A 16867-nucleotide genomic window follows, 5' to 3' on the forward strand; every position below is an offset into this window, starting at 1 on the left:
GTATGATCAGAAAATGATAGTTTAAACATTAGAATCACAGAAGACAGGAGAAACTATGGCAGGAAACAGAATCCGGCTGTCCGGTGAAGACGGAAGCCTAGAGCTTGAAATCCTTGAGGAAACCGAGATCCAGGGAGTGCATTATATCCTGGTGACAGATGCTGAGGAAGATGAGGATGGTATCTGCTATGTCATGAAGGATATTTCTGATGCAGATGCTGCGGAAGCAGAGTACGAATTTGTGGATGATCAGGAAGCGGATGCGGTGATGGATGTGTTCTCCCGGCTTTTAGAAGGAGAAGGTATCACGATTGAGAAGTAACAGTAATTATAATAATCAGAGTAATAACAACAATAGTAGTAGTAACAATAGCAACAGCAATAGTGTTTCACAAAAGAACGGTTTGAGACATACGAGCAGGCGCGTCTCCCGGAGCTCGGAGCCCGGTGAGAGCCATGCGGAGGAAAGAACCGTCGGATCAGGGACGGGAAGATCCGGGACCGGACGCAGAGAGCCGGGATCCGGAAAAAGCAGACGGACAGCAAGCGTGGCTCTAACTAAGGTGCTCAAAGAGCCGGCGCAGAGTAGTAAGGAAACCGAGGTAAAGACGGAGAGTCGAGACAGAGTGGTAAGCAGCAGAGGACATAGGTCCGGGGCGGTAAAAATGAAAAATAACGGAAGTGTAAAAATTATCCCGCTGGGTGGTCTGGATCAGATTGGCATGAACATTACGGCGATCGAGACGGAAGAAAGCATTGTCATTATTGACTGCGGTCTCTCGTTCCCTTCGGACGATATGCTGGGTATTGACCTGGTCATCCCAGATATAACGTATCTTAAAGCCCATATGCATAAGATTAAGGGATTTGTTATTACACATGGACATGAGGACCATATCGGCGCACTGCCCTATGTGCTGCAGCAGATCAATGTTCCAGTATATGCTACAAGACTGACGATTGCGCTGATCCAGGGTAAGCTTGTGGAGCATGGACTTGACAAGCTTGTAAAAACCAAGGTTGTGAAGTTCGGATCTACCATAAATTTTGGGGATATCAAGATCGAGTTCATAAAGACCAATCACTCGATTCAGGACGCGGCAGCGCTTGCAATCTATACACCTGCCGGTGTGCTTATCCATACGGGAGATTTTAAGATCGACTACACCCCGATTTTCGGCGACCCGATTGATCTCCAGAGATTTGCAGAGCTTGGAAAGAATGGCGTGATTGCAATGCTGTCCGACTCCACCAATGCAGAAAAGGCGGGCTTTACTATGTCGGAGCGCACGGTTGGGGCAACCTTTGACCGGATCTTTGGAGAGCACCGTAATAACCGGATCATTGTGGCAACCTTTGCCTCCAATGTAGACCGTGTACAGCAGATCATCAATACGGCGGCAAAATATGACCGGAAGGTTGTGGTCGAGGGACGTTCCATGGTCAACGTCATAGGTGTGGCACAGGAGCTTGAGTACATCAAGATTCCGGAGGGTACGCTCATTGATATTGAGAACCTTAAGGACTATCCGGATGAAAAAACCGTATTGATTACGACCGGCTCCCAGGGAGAGTCCATGGCGGCTCTGTCCCGTATGGCAAGCGGCATGCACCGTAAGGTCCGCATTACACCAAACGATGTGGTGATTATGTCCTCTCATCCGATTCCGGGCAATGAAAAGGCTGTGGATAAGGTCATTAATGAATTGTATATGCAGCATGCAGAGGTGATCATGCAGGATACGCATGTGTCCGGGCATGCCTGCGCCGAGGACTTAAAGCTTCTGTACTCACTCGTTAAGCCGAAATATGCAATTCCTGTACACGGTGAATATCATCACCGCCGCGCAGCCGCTAAGCTCTGCGAGTCAGTCGGAGTCCAGAAGGATCACTGCCTTATGCTGGAAAACGGCGATGTACTGGAGTTCACCTCGGAAAAAGGAGAGCTTACCGCGGAGGTCAAGGATCATGTTCAGGCAGGAGGCATCTTTGTGGATGGCCTTGGTGTCGGTGATGTCGGTAATATCGTGCTTCGTGACCGTCAGAATCTTGCACAGAATGGTATCATTGTTGTGGTACTCACCCTGGAAAAATACTCAGGGCACCTTCTGGCGGGTCCGGATCTTATCTCCAGAGGCTTTGTATATGTTAGAGAATCCGAGGATCTGATGGAAGAAGCCAGGGTACATGTACAGGATGCCGTCGATGACTGTCTGGTACGGCATGTCAATGACTGGGGTAAGATTAAAAATATCATCAAGGACAGTCTTTCTGATTTCCTCTGGAAGCGCATCAAGAGAAATCCGGTGATTCTGCCGGTTATCATGGAGGTCTGATTGATTTATGTCGCATCGCAATACGGTATCCAGAACCTCTGATGCTATGGTAAGCCTTGCGATCCGGGTGATTGTCACTGCGCTGGTGGTATGGCTTCTGTTTCTTGGAATCAGCCGGGTTTACAGCTTCGGGCATGGTCTCTTATATGAGCATGCCATGGAGCAGGAGCCGGGTACAGATGTTTCCGTGGAAATCTCGGATGGACAGAGCAGCAGGCAGATCGCGGAAATGCTTAAGAAGGACGGGATTATAGACAATACAACAGCATTTGTACTGCAGGCCCGCCTCTATGAGGGCGTTTTTGAACCAGGCAGCTATACATTAAATACGTCTATGACTACTGCAGATATTATCAGTAAGTTGACAGACGAGGGCAAAAAGCTGCAGGAGCTGAAGCAGAAGGATCTTGTCAACGCAGATGCTGCCGGGGCAGAGACCGAATCCGCAGGAGAGAACGGCGTCGAGGAAATCGGCGGAGGCAACGAGGGAGAATAAGGACTTGATTACCAACGCACGGCTCGTAAATTACATTCATTCGCTGGAGCCGGATCAAAGTGAAATTTTAGAAGCAGTACGTAAAGAAGCGCTTGCAGCAGATGTCCCGATCATTCGGGACGAAACGGCGGCGCTTCTTAAGTGTCTCATAAGGATTATAAATCCAAAGCGGATTCTTGAAATCGGCGCGGCGGTGGGATACTCTGCGCTTATTATGGCGGAGGTAATGCCGGAGAGTGCTACAATACTGACTGTGGAGAGTTATGAACCAAGGATCCGGGAAGCAAGGCGGAATTTTATGCATTCGCCGTATCATGACAGGATTACCTTGGTCGAGGGCGATGCCGGAGAACTTTTAAGGCGTCTTACAGGGGAAAAGCAGAATTTTGACTTTATCTTTCTGGATGCGGCAAAGGCACAGTACCCGCTGTGGCTTCCGTATCTCATGCGCTTAATGCGGCCCGGAGCTGTTCTGGTCAGTGACAATATCCTCCAGGAGGGCAGTATTATTGAGAGCCGCTATCAGATTGCGCGCAGAGACCGTACAATTCATGCAAGGATGCGGGAGTATCTTTATACACTGAAGCATACGGAGGGGCTGGAAACGGCGATTGTGCCTATTGGGGATGGTATCTCCATCAGTACGCGGTACCAGGAAGATAACAACAAGATAGAAATAGGATTATAAGTAAGATAGAAAGAGGAAAATACAGCATGATCTCTCAAAGATCGATGAGAAAGACAGAGCTTTTGATTCCGGCAGGCTCGCTGGAAGTACTTAAGACAGCAGTAAATTATGGCGCGGATGCAGTTTACCTGGGAGGTGAGGCATTTGGACTGAGAGCCAATGCCAAAAACTTCTCTATGGAGGAGATCCGCGAAGGTGTCAGGATCGCCCATGCCCGAAATGTCAAGGTTTATGTAACCGCCAATATTCTGGCGCATAATTATGATATGGACGGGGTTCGGGCATATTTTGAGGAGCTTAAGACCACCGGGATCGATGCAGTGCTGATCGCTGATCCGGGCGTGTTTATGATTGCAAAGGAAGTCATGCCGGAGGTGGATCTGCATATTTCCACCCAGGCAAATAATACCAACTATGAAACTTTCCTGTTCTGGTGGAAGCTGGGAGCCAAGCGAGTTGTCTGTGCCAGAGAGCTGAGCCTTGAGGAGATCCGGGAGATACGGAAGCATATTCCGGGGGAAATGGAAATCGAGGCATTTGTGCATGGCGCTATGTGCATCTCATATTCCGGCAGATGTCTCCTGTCCAATTTCTTTGTAGGACGGGATGCAAACCGTGGAGAATGTACGCATCCCTGCCGCTGGAAGTATTCAGTGGTGGAGGAAACGAGACCCGGACAGTATTTTCCAGTGTATGAAAATGACCGCGGTACCTTTATTTTTAATTCCAAGGATCTCTGCATGATCGAGCATATCCCGGAGCTGATTGAGGCGGGTGTGGATTCGCTTAAGATTGAGGGACGTATGAAGACGGCGCTGTATGTAGCGACTGTGGCAAGAACCTATCGTAAGGCGATAGATGATTACCAGGAGAGTCCGGAGAAGTATCATGCCAATATGGACTGGTACAAATCTGAGATTGCAAAATGTACCTACCGCGAGTTTACGACAGGCTTCTATTTTGGCAAGCCGCAGTCCAAGGATCAGATCTATGACAGTAATACCTATGTTACAGGCTCTGTGTATCTCGGAACGATCCGGGAAACCGATGCGGATGGATGGAGCTATCTTGAGCAGAAAAACAAGTTCTCTGTGGGAGATCGTATAGAGATCATGAAGCCGGATGGACAGGACATTGAGACAGAGGTGCTGGAGATCCGGGACCTCGAGACGGACGAGCTTCAGGAGAGCTGTCCGCATGCATGTCAGCAGCTTAGGGTAAGGCTATCTTATGTTCCAGCTGCAGGAGATATTATCCGGAAAACAGTACCCAAGGAGGATGCCGAACCCTTGATGGATAAGGTCTGAGCGCTTCTTATACAGGTGGAAAGGATTGTATGGAGCTTATTTTTGCCGGTGCCGCAATCGCATCACTTGCGTATTTTGTGATCATCCTGTTATACAATGGGATCACCTCCTTCCTCTGGTTCTGGCCGGTATTTGTACTGGTGAACTTTGCCATGTTTTTTATGGTAAGGTTTTTAAGGAGGAGGAAACGACAGAAAAAGGAAGTGTGGATTGCTCCCTTTGTCGCGGTATTTACGACCTATGGTCTGGGGCTTGCCACACTGCTTTTGCTTATCGCGATTATCTTTGCCGGTGGACATTCCGTCGAACGTAAAAACCTGGACTATGTCATTGTCCTGGGGACAGATCTCGATGATAATCGTATTTCCAGATCTCTCCGCCGGAGACTGGACAGGGCACTTGCCTATGCAGAAGAGAACCCCGGCACGACCTTTGTTCTATCCGGTGGCAGAGGGGATTATGATAAAAGCACGCAGGCGACCGTGATGTATTATTATATGATTCAGCATGGGGTACCGGCGCAGAATCTGATGATGGAGTTTTATTCACACTCTACATTGGAGAAGATCGGATTTTCAATGAAGATGATCGAGGAAGACCGGACAGAGAAGCTGGAGGAGCTGGACCGGCCGGACAGTCCGGCACAGGACCGGAGACTGATCATCGCTGCAGAGGACCGACCGTTGTCGGTTGGGATCCTGACCTCGGAATTTAATATGTACCGGGCTGTGCATATGGCGGAAAAGTTCGGAGCACAGGATATCTGTCCGATGGCAACGAGATCCGATGAGCTGATGCTCGTGCACCTTCTGGTCCGGGAAGCTGTGGCTATTTTTAAGGACCGGTTAATGGGCAACATTTAAGGAGAAATGCATGAAACAATATGAACTGATAGAAAAACGACAGATCGAGGAGCTCAGGACCGATATGGTGGTATACCGTCATCGGAAATCCGGTGCGAGGATTCTGACCATGCAAAACGAGGATGTCAATAAGGTATTTAGTATTGCATTCCGGACACCCGCGGCAGATTCCACCGGAGTTGCGCATATTACAGAGCATTCTGTACTTTGCGGTTCGGAGAAATTTCCGCTCAAGGATCCGTTTGTGGAGCTTGCCAAGGGTTCTCTTAATACTTTTCTTAATGCAATGACGTATCCGGATAAAACGGTTTATCCGATTGCGTCTACCAATGATAAGGATTTTGACAATCTCATGGATGTCTATATGGATGCCGTGCTGCACCCGAACTGCATCAAAAATGAGTGGACATTCCGTCAGGAGGGCTGGCATTATGAGCTGGATGCTCCAGACGGAGAGCTCAGGTATAATGGAGTTGTATACAATGAGATGAGGGGAGCTTTTTCCAACCCGGAATCCGTACTGGAGAGATACATTCTCCATGCGCTGTATCCGGACAACACCTATGCCAATGAGTCTGGAGGCGATCCGGAGGTCATCCCGACACTGAGCTATCAGGACTTCTGTGCATTCCATGCAAGATATTATCATCCGTCCAATTCTTATATCATCTTATATGGAAATATGGATATGGAAAAGAAACTTGCATGGCTGGATGAAGCGTACCTTTCGGCATATGATGCCATCAATCCGGATTCCGAGATTCCGAGGCAGGAAGCATTCACAGAAATGCACGAGGAGGAGATGGTTTACCCGATCGGGGAGCATGAGGCGCTAAACAATCGAACCTATCTTTCCTATAATCTTTCTGTCAAGGATGATCTGGATCCGAAGCTCTGCATGGCATTTGATGTGCTGGATTATGCGCTGATCTCCGGACCCGGGGCGCCGCTTCGGCAGGCAATCCTGGATGCAGGTATCGGAGAGGATGTCTTTGGAGGATATGAGGACGGGATTCTGCAGCCATATTTTACTGTTACCGTTAAAAATGCAGAAGCTTCAGATAAGGAGCGGTTCATTAAGACTATCCGGGATACACTTGCAAGGCTTGTAAAGGACGGGCTGGATCAGAAAACGCTGCTTGCCGCAATTAACCGCGACGAGTTCCAGTATCGCGAGGCGGATTACGGCAGGACACCCAAGGGACTTGTATATGCACTGACAGCGATGGATGCCTGGCTCTATGATGGGAAACCATGGACACATCTCGAGTGCGAGCACATTTATAAGGAGCTGAGAGATGGCGTAAGCAAGGGATATTTTGAGTCACTCATGGAGAAGTATCTGCTTAATAACACGCATGCTGCGCTGGTGACGCTGAAGCCGGAGCAGGGGCTCACGGAAAAGAGGGACCTGGAGCTTAAGGAGAGACTGCACCAGTATAAGGAGAGTCTTTCTGCTGCGGAAATCAGCAAGCTTGTCCGTGACACCCATGAAATGAAAGAGTATCAGGAAACTCCGACGCCGGAGGAGGAGCTCCGGAAGCTGCCGCTCCTCACACGAGAGGATATCCGCAAGGAGGCGGATCAGATCAATTACACGGTAAACGAGCTTTACGGCAGTAAGGTATTGTTTACAGAGCTTGACAGCCGGGGTATCGCATATCTTCGCTTTAATTTTAACACCTCCGGACTTACTGAGGAGGAGCTGCCTTACGCAGGGCTTTTAAAGACGGTCTTTGGCTATATGGATACCAAAAACCATACATATCAGGACTTGAGCTCGGATGTGCTGCTCCACACCGGCGGTATCCAGTTTGATGCCAATGCGTACCCGGATCTTAACCATTATAACTATTATACTGGTATTTTCAGCGTGGACATCAAGCTCCTGTATCCGGAAATTCCGTATGGACTCAAGATCATCGACGAGATCCTGCATACCACCAAATTCAGTGACCGGAAGCGAATGAAGGAGATCCTGAATGAAGCAAGATCCCGGGAGAGAATGCGCATTGAGGGATCAGGACATACCTATGCAGTCAATCGTTCCACCTCGTATTTTTCCGGTACGGCACGTTATCAGGACCTTACAGGAGGGATTGCGTATTACCGTTTCATTGTGGATGCGGTAGAGAGTTTTGACAAGGATCCGGAGGGCTTTACGGAGAAGCTCTCGGAGGTTGCGGAAAAGATTGTCAGTATCGATAATCTTTTTGTATCCATCGGAGCCGAAAAGACAGGATATGAAGCATTTAGCAGGGAGTTTGCAGCCTTCAGAGACTGCTTCCGGAGAAATGACCGGGAGGGAAGTCTTATGAGAGAGATCCTCAACCTCCCCAAGGTCAGCGGTGCCAAAGAGCAGGATCCGCAGATTGAGCTGTCCGGCAATCGGAATGAAGGCTTCCGTACACCTTCCCAGATCAACTATGTGGCACGGACGGGATGGTATGATCCGGCAAAGCATCCGTATACCGGTGCACTTAAGGTGCTTAAAAATATCCTGAACTTTGAGTATCTCTGGAGCAATCTCCGGGTAAAGGGCGGAGCCTATGGATGCATGGCAGGCTTCGGACGCTCCGGAGAGGCGTATTTTGTTTCCTACAGGGATCCGAATCTCCGGGAGACGCTTAAGGTCTATGAGAAGCTCCCGGAGTATCTCGCAGACTTCCGGTGCTCGGACAGAGATATGACAAAATATGTGATCGGCGCGATTTCCGAGCTGGATACGCCGAAAACAAATTATACACAGGCACTCCTTTCCGTCAGCGCATTTTTATCCGGCGTGACCAATGAAATGCTGCAGCAGGAGAGAGAGGAAGTTCTTACAGCTACGGTAGAGGATATCCGGAAGCTTGCACCGTATGCTGCCGAGGCTCTTGCAACAGGAGCCGGATGCACAATTGGCGGAGCCGCTATGGTGGACGCAGCGAAGGACTGCTTTTATACCATTGAGGATCTCTTTCAGTAAGGGAGTAGGATCATGGCAGTAACAAAATCAGGATTTGTCGCGCTGGTCGGGAGACCAAATGTCGGTAAGTCTACCTTGATGAATGCAATTGTAGGTCAGAAAATCGCCATTACCTCCAGGAAGCCGCAGACCACAAGAAACCAGGTGATGGCAGTCTATGATGATGCACGAGGACAGATCGTTTTCCATGATACGCCTGGTATCCATAAAGCGGAAAATCTGCTTGGAGAGTACATGGAGCATGTTGCGGAAAAGGCACTTGGCGATGTGGATCTCGTACTCTGGCTGGTAGAGCCTACGGATTATATCGGAGCCGGAGAGCAGCGTATCATTGAAATTCTGAAGCATTCAAAAAAGAAAAAGATCCTGGTGATCAATAAAATCGACACCATGAAAAATCCGGAAAAGCTGGATGAAATTATCGCGCAATACACGTCCAAGGTGGAGTTCCAGGAGGTTGTGCAGGTTTCCGCATACCGGAAAAAGGGTATCGAGGAACTCAAGGACTGTATTTTCCGGTATTTACCGGAGGGACCGCGCTATTATGACGAGGATACGGTCACAGACATGTCCATACGGGATATTACCGCGGAGCTCATCCGGGAGCAGGCACTTTATAAGCTGCGGGACGAGGTACCGCATGGCATTGCAGTGCTGATTGATGAAATGAAGCAGCGCTCCAACGGACTATGGGATGTCAAGGCCACCATCGTTTGCGAGAGAGATGCGCATAAGGGCATCATCATCGGCAGAGGCGGTTCCATGATTAAAAATATCGGGACAGGCGCCCGGATCCAGATCGAGGACCTGGTTCAGGGTAAGGTCAATCTCCAGCTTTTTGTCAAGGTACGGAAGGACTGGAGAGAAAACAAGGCGTATCTTAAGGAATACGGATATCAGGAAGATGACTGATGTATGACAGAGGAAATTGAAGTGCATGGCGTTGTGCTGTCGTCTGCGCCGGTCCGGGACTATGATAAGCGCCTCTCCCTGCTTACCAATGAGCTTGGCAAAATTACGGTATGGGCATCCGGAGCCAAAAAACCAGGCTCGGCACTGATGGCACCGACCCGGAATTTTGTATTCGGAACCTTCCGGCTCGGCAAGGGCAGAAGCGGATACAATCTGCGCTCTGTCAAGGTACATCAGTATTTTGAGGAAATTGCGCTGGATCTTGTCAATGCCTGCTATGGCTCGTATATCCTGGAGCTTGCGGATTATATGGCACAGGAAAATCTGGAAGCGGATGAGATGGTTAACCTTGTCTATGTATCCTTAAAGGCGGTTCTCTCGCCCAACATCCCGGACGAGCTGGTCCGGAGGGTCTATGAGCTTCGTATGCTGTATCTTAACGGGGAGTATACAGAGCTTCCTCCGATGGAAGCGAGCCCTGCCTGCAGCTTTGCCTGGAAGTTTGTTTTAGATACACCGGTGCTGCGCCTGTACACCTTTACTTTAAAGCCGGAGGTACTTAAGGAGTTCTCTGCCAATGTGGACATCCTCTTGAGAGAGGCATTGCCGCATAGCTTCCGGAGCCTTGAAATCCTCAAAACCCTCGGGAGCTGAGGATTGATAATTGCTATTTCCGCAAAACTGATGTATAGTTTCAGAAGTCTTTTACACATGAAGCTGCACTCCGGCAGCAGAAAGAGGAAAAAATGCCAAAGAATTACACTATGGACACCATTGTATCTCTTGCCAAGTCAAGAGGATTTGTTTACCCGGGCTCTGAGATCTATGGTGGTCTTGCCAATACCTGGGACTATGGAAATCTGGGCGTTGAGCTTAAAAATAACGTCAAGAAAGCATGGTGGAAAAAGTTCATCCAGGAATCCAAGTACAATGTCGGTATCGACTGCGCCATCCTTATGAATCCGCAGACCTGGATCGCATCCGGACATCTTGCATCCTTCTCGGATCCGCTGATGGACTGCAAGGAGTGCCATGAGAGATTCCGTGCTGATAAGCTGATCGAGGATTTTGCAGCAGAAAACGGGATTGATATCGGTGGATCAGCAGACGGCTGGACCAATGCACAGATGGAGCAGTTCATCGAGGAGCATCAGATTCCGTGTCCATCCTGCGGCAAGCATAATTTCACCGGGATCCGTCAGTTTAACCTCATGTTCAAGACCTTCCAGGGTGTAACCGAGGATGCCAAGGATGCCGTTTATCTCCGTCCGGAGACAGCACAGGGTATTTTTGTAAACTTTAAAAATGTACAGAGAACCTCCCGCAAGAAGCTTCCGTTTGGTATCGGACAGATTGGTAAGTCCTTCCGTAATGAGATTACTCCGGGTAACTTTACCTTCCGTACCAGAGAGTTTGAGCAGATGGAGCTGGAGTTTTTCTGCAAGCCGGATACGGATCTGGAGTGGTTTAAGTACTGGAAGCAGTTCTGCCAGGATTGGCTTCTGAATCTTGGCATGCCTAAGGATATGCTGCGTGCAAGAGATCATGAAAAGGCAGAGCTGTCCTTCTACTCCAAGGCAACGACAGATCTTGAGTTCCTGTTCCCGTTTGGATGGGGTGAGCTCTGGGGCATTGCAGACCGGACCAATTATGATCTTTCCCGTCATCAGGAGGTTTCCGGCCAGGATATGACTTATTTTGATGATGAGACCAATGAGCATTACCTTCCATATGTTGTTGAGCCGTCGCTCGGAGCAGACCGTGTTACGCTTGCATTCCTCTGTGCTGCATATGATGTGCAGGAGCTGGAGGGCGGCGACGAGAGAACTGTGCTTCATTTCCATCCGGCACTGGCTCCAGTCAAGGTAGGGATTCTGCCGCTTTCCAAGAAGCTGGCAGAGCCTGCACAGGCAATCCATGATGAGCTTGCCAAGTACTGGAATGTAGAGTACGACGACCGTGGAAATATCGGTAAGCGCTACAGAAGACAGGACGAGATTGGTACTCCATACTGTGTTACCTATGATTTTGATTCTGAGAACGATCACGCTGTAACTATCCGTGAAAGAGATTCCATGGAGCAGGTTCGGATCCCGATCTCAGAATTAAAGAGCTATTTTGAAGAGAAGCTTGCATACTGATTGTCACGTTGTTCAAAACGATACAGGTGGAGTCAGAGTCATGGCAATCAGAGCATGACAATCAAAACATGACAATTTCATAGAGCATAGTGTACTGCACGATGAGTGATGATGGATCTCAGCGTGCAGTTTTTTTGATTCTGTTTTTCTGCTTTTTCCGGATAGAGATGTTTCCGTCTCCGTGTCAGTTTGTGATATAGTAAATATGTCTCTTTTAAATACCAAGGATCACCAAGGATAAGGAACGGAATTTCATGAAACAGATTGGGCTTATGGGCAGAGTCGGAGTCAGCTTCTGTGTGAGTACGCTGCTGCCGATTCTTTTAATGTATCTTTCGACAAGGGAAATCACAACGATCTCAATGAATGTTGGAATCCTGATGCTGGCCGGTGTGTTTCTGGTCGGCTGGATCTATATGGGGATTGTGCGGCCGGTAGATGAGCTTAAGGCTGCCGCAAAGCGCATTGAGTCCGGAGATCTGGACTTTACACTTGAAGCGGAAACCAACGATGAATTTGGAGAGCTGATGCAGGCATTTGAGCAGATGCGGATCCGTCTCAAGGAAACCCAGGAGGAGAAAATCCGTAATGATACGGAAAACAAGGAGCTGATTTCCAACATCGCGCATGACTTAAAAACGCCGCTTACTGCGATCAAGGGATACTCCGAGGGAATCCTGGATGGCATCGCGAGAAGCCCGGAAAAGCAGCTGAAATATATACAGACAATTTACAACAAAGCCAATGATATGAACCGCCTCATCGATGAGCTGAATTATTATGCCAAAATCGAGACCAACCGGATTCCGTATGATTTCCAGCATATCAATGTCGGAGAGTATTTTGCTGACTGCGCGGATGAGATTGGTGTGGATATGGAGTCCCGTGGATTTACGTTTGAGTATAAAAATGAAGTGGAAGATGGGGTGGAAATGATTGCGGACCCGGAGCAGCTCAATAAGGTCATCAACAATATCATTTCCAATTCTGTAAAATATATGGATAAAACTCCTGGCAGAATTTCTATCCATGTGGAGGATGCCGGCGACTATATCCAGGTAAATATAGGGGATAACGGCAAGGGCATTGCCCCTAAGGATATCCCCTATATTTTTGAGAGGTTTTACAGGGCGGACTCCTCCCGCAACTCCATGACCGGAGGGTCCGGGATTGGTCTCTCGATTGTTAAAAAAATCATTGAGGATCATGGTGGACGCATCTGGGCGAGCAGTAAAGAGGGCGAGGGTACTACGATACATTTTGTGCTCCGGAAATATATCCACCGGGTCATTTCGTAGGATAGGCTTAAGACGAACATTAGAGTCTTCAGGCGCTTATTATTTTTCATTTTATGGTTTGACGCGTCAGAAGGTTTGAAAAGCCTTATGATGACGTATCTGCATCTGAGCAGCAGAAAGGGGACAGAAAGAATGGATGAGGACAAGAAAAGGATCCTGATTGTGGAGGATGAGGATTCTATAGCGGAGCTGGAAAAGGATTATCTGGAGCTTTCCGGATTTGAAGTAGATCTTGAGGCGGATGGTACTAAGGGACTGGAAAAAGCACTTACTACCCCATATAACCTTATTATCCTGGATCTCATGCTGCCGGGAACGGATGGATTTGATATCTGCAAGGAGGTCCGGAAGCATAAGGATATCCCGATTATCATGGTCTCTGCTAAAAAGGAGGATATTGATAAGATCCGCGGACTCGGGCTGGGCGCGGATGATTATATCACCAAGCCGTTTTCCGCATCGGAGCTTGTAGCAAGAGTCAAGGCGCATTTATCCCGTTATGAGAGACTGCGCGGATCCGTCAAGGAGGAAAATCAGATCATCGAGATCCGCGGCTTAAAGATTGATGCGACTGCACGCAGAGTCTGGGTCAATGGCACGGAGGTACCGTTTACAACCAAGGAATTTGATCTTTTATATTTCCTGGCTTCGCATCCCAATCATGTCTACACTAAGGAAGAGCTGTTTAAGGAAATCTGGAAGATGGACTCGGTAGGGGATATTGCAACGGTGACCGTCCATATCAAGAAAATCCGTGAAAAAATCGAGATGAATACAGCCAAGCCACAGTACATCGAGACCATCTGGGGAGTGGGATACCGCTTTAAGATGTAGTAAAAATATTGTGAAATGCTTTACTATAATTTGATACTAGTTTATAATGCTTCTAGTGATTTTTCCTATTTTTCTGGCAAAAATCAAAAGTGAATGGTCAAAATATGCGAAGCGGGCAGATGCCTGCCGATATTTTTTTGGCATTACACACATAGCAAAATGATTAGGAGGATAATCAATGGCTAAGAAATGGGTTTACCTGTTCACAGAAGGTAATGCGAACATGAGAGAGCTCCTTGGCGGTAAGGGCGCAAACCTTGCCGAGATGACCAACATTGGTCTTCCGGTACCTCAGGGTTTCACTATTACAACCGAGGCTTGTACTCAGTACTATGAGGATGGTCGTGAAATCAACGACGAGATCATGGGACAGATTAAGGAGTACATTGCCAAGCTTGAGGAGATTACAGGAAAGAAGTTTGGTGATAAGGAGAATCCTCTTCTGGTTTCAGTACGTTCCGGTGCCCGCGCATCCATGCCGGGTATGATGGATACCATTTTGAACCTTGGTCTTAATGAGGATGTTGTTGCAGTACTTTCTGAGAAGTCCAATAATCCTCGCTGGGCATGGGACTCTTACAGAAGATTCATTCAGATGTATTCTGATGTCGTAATGGAGGTTTCCAAGAGCGAGTTTGAGAAGCTGATCGATGCCAAGAAGGCAGAGAGAGGTGTTAAACAGGATGTGGAGCTTAACGCTGAGGATCTGCATGATCTTGCAGAGCAGTTCAAGGCTAAGTATAAGGAAGCTCTTGGTGAGGACTTCCCGACCGATCCTAAGGATCAGCTCTATGGCGCAATCAAGGCAGTATTCCGTTCCTGGGATAACCCACGTGCTAACGTATATCGTCGTGACAATGATATCCCGTATTCATGGGGTACTGCTGTAAACGTACAGTCAATGGCATTTGGTAACATGGGTGATGACTGTGGTACCGGTGTTGCATTCACAAGAGATCCGGCAACAGGTGCCAAGGGTCTGTTTGGTGAGTTCCTGACCAATGCACAGGGCGAGGACGTCGTTGCAGGTGTACGTACTCCGATGAAGATTACGGAGATGGCAGAGAAGTTCCCGCAGGCATTTGAGGACTTCAAGAGAGTTTGCAAGACTCTGGAGGAGCACTACAGAGATATGCAGGATATGGAGTTTACAGTTGAGCACGGTAAGCTTTACATGCTGCAGACCAGAAATGGTAAGAGAACCGCACAGGCTGCTCTTAAGATCGCTTGTGACCTTGTAGATGAGGGCATGAGAACAGAAGAGGAAGCTGTTGCCATGATTGATCCTCGTAACCTGGATACGCTGCTTCATCCGCAGTTTGACCAGAAGGCTCTTAAGGCAAACACACCGCTTGGCAAGGGTCTTGGCGCATCTCCGGGAGCTGCTTGCGGTAAAGTTGTATTTACTGCTGAGGATGCCGAGGAGTGGCATGCACGTGGAGAGAAGGTCGTTCTGGTACGTCTTGAGACCTCTCCGGAGGATATCACCGGTATGAAGTCTTCTGAGGGTATTCTTACCGTTCGTGGTGGTATGACCTCTCACGCAGCCGTTGTTGCCCGTGGTATGGGTGAGTGCTGCGTATCCGGATGTGGCGATATCGTAATGGATGAGGCTAACAAGCAGTTCACACTGCATGGCAAGACCTTCCATGAGGGAGATTTCATTTCTATCGATGGTACTACCGGTAACATTTATGAGGGTGTAATCCCGACAGTAGATGCTACGATCGCCGGTGAGTTCGGTCGTATCATGAGCTGGGCTGATAAGTACAGAAAGATGGAAGTAAGAACCAATGCAGATACTCCTCGTGATGCAGCTAAGGCTCGTGAGCTTGGCGCACAGGGTATCGGTCTCTGCCGTACAGAGCATATGTTCTTTGATCCTGAGAGAATCGAGGCATTCCGTGAGATGATCTGCTCCGATACGGTTGAGGAGAGAGAAGCAGCTCTTGAGAAGATTGAGCCGTATCAGCAGGGTGACTTCAAGGCTCTGTTTGAGTCCATGGAAGGTGATCCTGTTACCATCCGTTTCCTGGATCCGCCTCTGCATGAGTTTGTTCCGACTACAGAGGAAGAAATCAAGAAGCTTGCAGATGCCAAGGGCAAGACGGTACAGCAGATTAAGGATATCATTTCCGGCCTGCATGAGTTCAACCCGATGATGGGTCACAGAGGATGCCGTCTGACCGTTACATATCCGGAAATTGCAGTTATGCAGACACAGGCTGTCATCCGCGCTGCAATCGAGGTTAAGAAGGAGCATCCGGACTGGAACGCATTTGTACCGGAAATCATGATCCCGCTGGTTGGCGAGGTTAAAGAGCTTAAGTATGTCAAGAACTTTGTTGTCGAGACTGCAGATGCAGAAATCAAGGCAGCAGGTGTTGACCTTAAGTATGAAGTTGGTACTATGATCGAGATCCCGAGAGCAGCTCTTACTGCTGACGAGATTGCCAAGGAAGCTGATTTCTTCTGCTTCGGAACCAACGATCTTACACAGATGACATTTGGCTTCTCACGTGATGATGCCGGCAAGTTCCTTAACGCATACTATGATGCCAAGATCTACGAGCAGGATCCGTTTGCCAAGCTGGATCAGAAGGGCGTTGGTAAGCTGATGAAGATGGCGATTGAGCTCGGCAAGCCGGTGAACCCTGCACTTCACTGCGGTATCTGCGGTGAGCACGGCGGCGATCCTTCTTCTGTAGAGTTCTGCCACGATATCGGACTGGATTACGTTTCATGTTCTCCGTTCCGTGTACCGGTTGCAAGACTTGCTGCAGCACAGGCTAACATCAGAAATCCGCGGAAGTAATTCCGAACCGGGATTTCAGCACAAACATAACATCTGATATATGGCATAGATGTTTGTACAGTCCGTGACAATAGGCTTATAAAAGGTATAAAAAACAGAGGTATCCATTGGGTGCCTCTGTTTTTTTATTGGATGAGGATTCGGATCTTGATCCGGTACCTAGTTGATCTTACAAAATAAAGACATAAAAGCCTTAAACAAATATTGAT

Annotated in this window: 13 protein-coding genes; all 13 read left to right on the forward strand. The window is 48.4% G+C overall.

Annotated features, from left to right (window positions below; all coding sequences use genetic code 11):
• Window positions 1–55 precede the first annotated feature (55 nt).
• The 13 genes from ACTNEN_RS10535 (at window position 56) to ppdK (ending at window position 16658) form a co-directional block, all read left to right on the forward strand.
• A complete protein-coding gene (locus tag ACTNEN_RS10535) occupies window positions 56–322 on the forward strand; it encodes a DUF1292 domain-containing protein (protein WP_441206357.1) in 267 nt (88 codons plus the stop codon).
• A 343-nt stretch (window positions 323–665) separates the two neighbouring features.
• Window positions 666–2336, forward strand: a complete 1671-nt coding sequence (locus ACTNEN_RS10540) for a ribonuclease J (protein ID WP_441206420.1) — start codon at window positions 666–668, stop codon at window positions 2334–2336.
• Between the two features lie 7 nt (window positions 2337–2343).
• Window positions 2344–2832, forward strand: coding sequence for an endolytic transglycosylase MltG (locus ACTNEN_RS10545; RefSeq protein WP_441206358.1), 489 nt, complete (start codon window positions 2344–2346; stop codon window positions 2830–2832).
• A 4-nt stretch (window positions 2833–2836) separates the two neighbouring features.
• A complete protein-coding gene (locus ACTNEN_RS10550; RefSeq protein WP_441206359.1) occupies window positions 2837–3520 on the forward strand; it encodes an O-methyltransferase in 684 nt (227 codons plus the stop codon).
• 44 nt (window positions 3521–3564) lie between these two features.
• A complete protein-coding gene (locus ACTNEN_RS10555) occupies window positions 3565–4827 on the forward strand; it encodes a peptidase U32 family protein (protein WP_441206421.1) in 1263 nt (420 codons plus the stop codon).
• 29 nt (window positions 4828–4856) lie between these two features.
• Window positions 4857–5690, forward strand: a complete 834-nt coding sequence (locus ACTNEN_RS10560; RefSeq protein ID WP_441206361.1) for an ElyC/SanA/YdcF family protein — start codon at window positions 4857–4859, stop codon at window positions 5688–5690.
• A 10-nt stretch (window positions 5691–5700) separates the two neighbouring features.
• Complete coding sequence (locus ACTNEN_RS10565) at window positions 5701–8658, forward strand: insulinase family protein (protein ID WP_441206363.1); 2958 nt, start codon at window positions 5701–5703, stop codon at window positions 8656–8658.
• 12 nt (window positions 8659–8670) lie between these two features.
• A complete protein-coding gene (era, locus tag ACTNEN_RS10570) occupies window positions 8671–9570 on the forward strand; it encodes a GTPase Era (RefSeq protein WP_441206365.1) in 900 nt (299 codons plus the stop codon).
• A 3-nt stretch (window positions 9571–9573) separates the two neighbouring features.
• Complete coding sequence (gene recO / locus ACTNEN_RS10575) at window positions 9574–10224, forward strand: DNA repair protein RecO (protein ID WP_441206366.1); 651 nt, start codon at window positions 9574–9576, stop codon at window positions 10222–10224.
• 92 nt (window positions 10225–10316) lie between these two features.
• Window positions 10317–11711: a glycine--tRNA ligase gene (locus ACTNEN_RS10580; protein ID WP_441206367.1), complete on the forward strand. Its 1395-nt coding sequence runs from the start codon at window positions 10317–10319 to the stop codon at window positions 11709–11711.
• A gap of 254 nt (window positions 11712–11965) precedes the next feature.
• Window positions 11966–13009: a sensor histidine kinase gene (locus ACTNEN_RS10585; RefSeq protein ID WP_441206369.1), complete on the forward strand. Its 1044-nt coding sequence runs from the start codon at window positions 11966–11968 to the stop codon at window positions 13007–13009.
• A 132-nt stretch (window positions 13010–13141) separates the two neighbouring features.
• Window positions 13142–13843: a response regulator transcription factor gene (locus ACTNEN_RS10590; protein WP_441206370.1), complete on the forward strand. Its 702-nt coding sequence runs from the start codon at window positions 13142–13144 to the stop codon at window positions 13841–13843.
• A gap of 178 nt (window positions 13844–14021) precedes the next feature.
• A complete protein-coding gene (gene ppdK / locus ACTNEN_RS10595; protein WP_441206372.1) occupies window positions 14022–16658 on the forward strand; it encodes a pyruvate, phosphate dikinase in 2637 nt (878 codons plus the stop codon).
• Window positions 16659–16867: the final 209 nt, after the last annotated feature.

The organism is Oribacterium sp. HCP28S3_H8, from assembly GCF_052064775.1.
Taxonomy (GTDB): domain Bacteria; phylum Bacillota; class Clostridia; order Lachnospirales; family Lachnospiraceae; genus Oribacterium.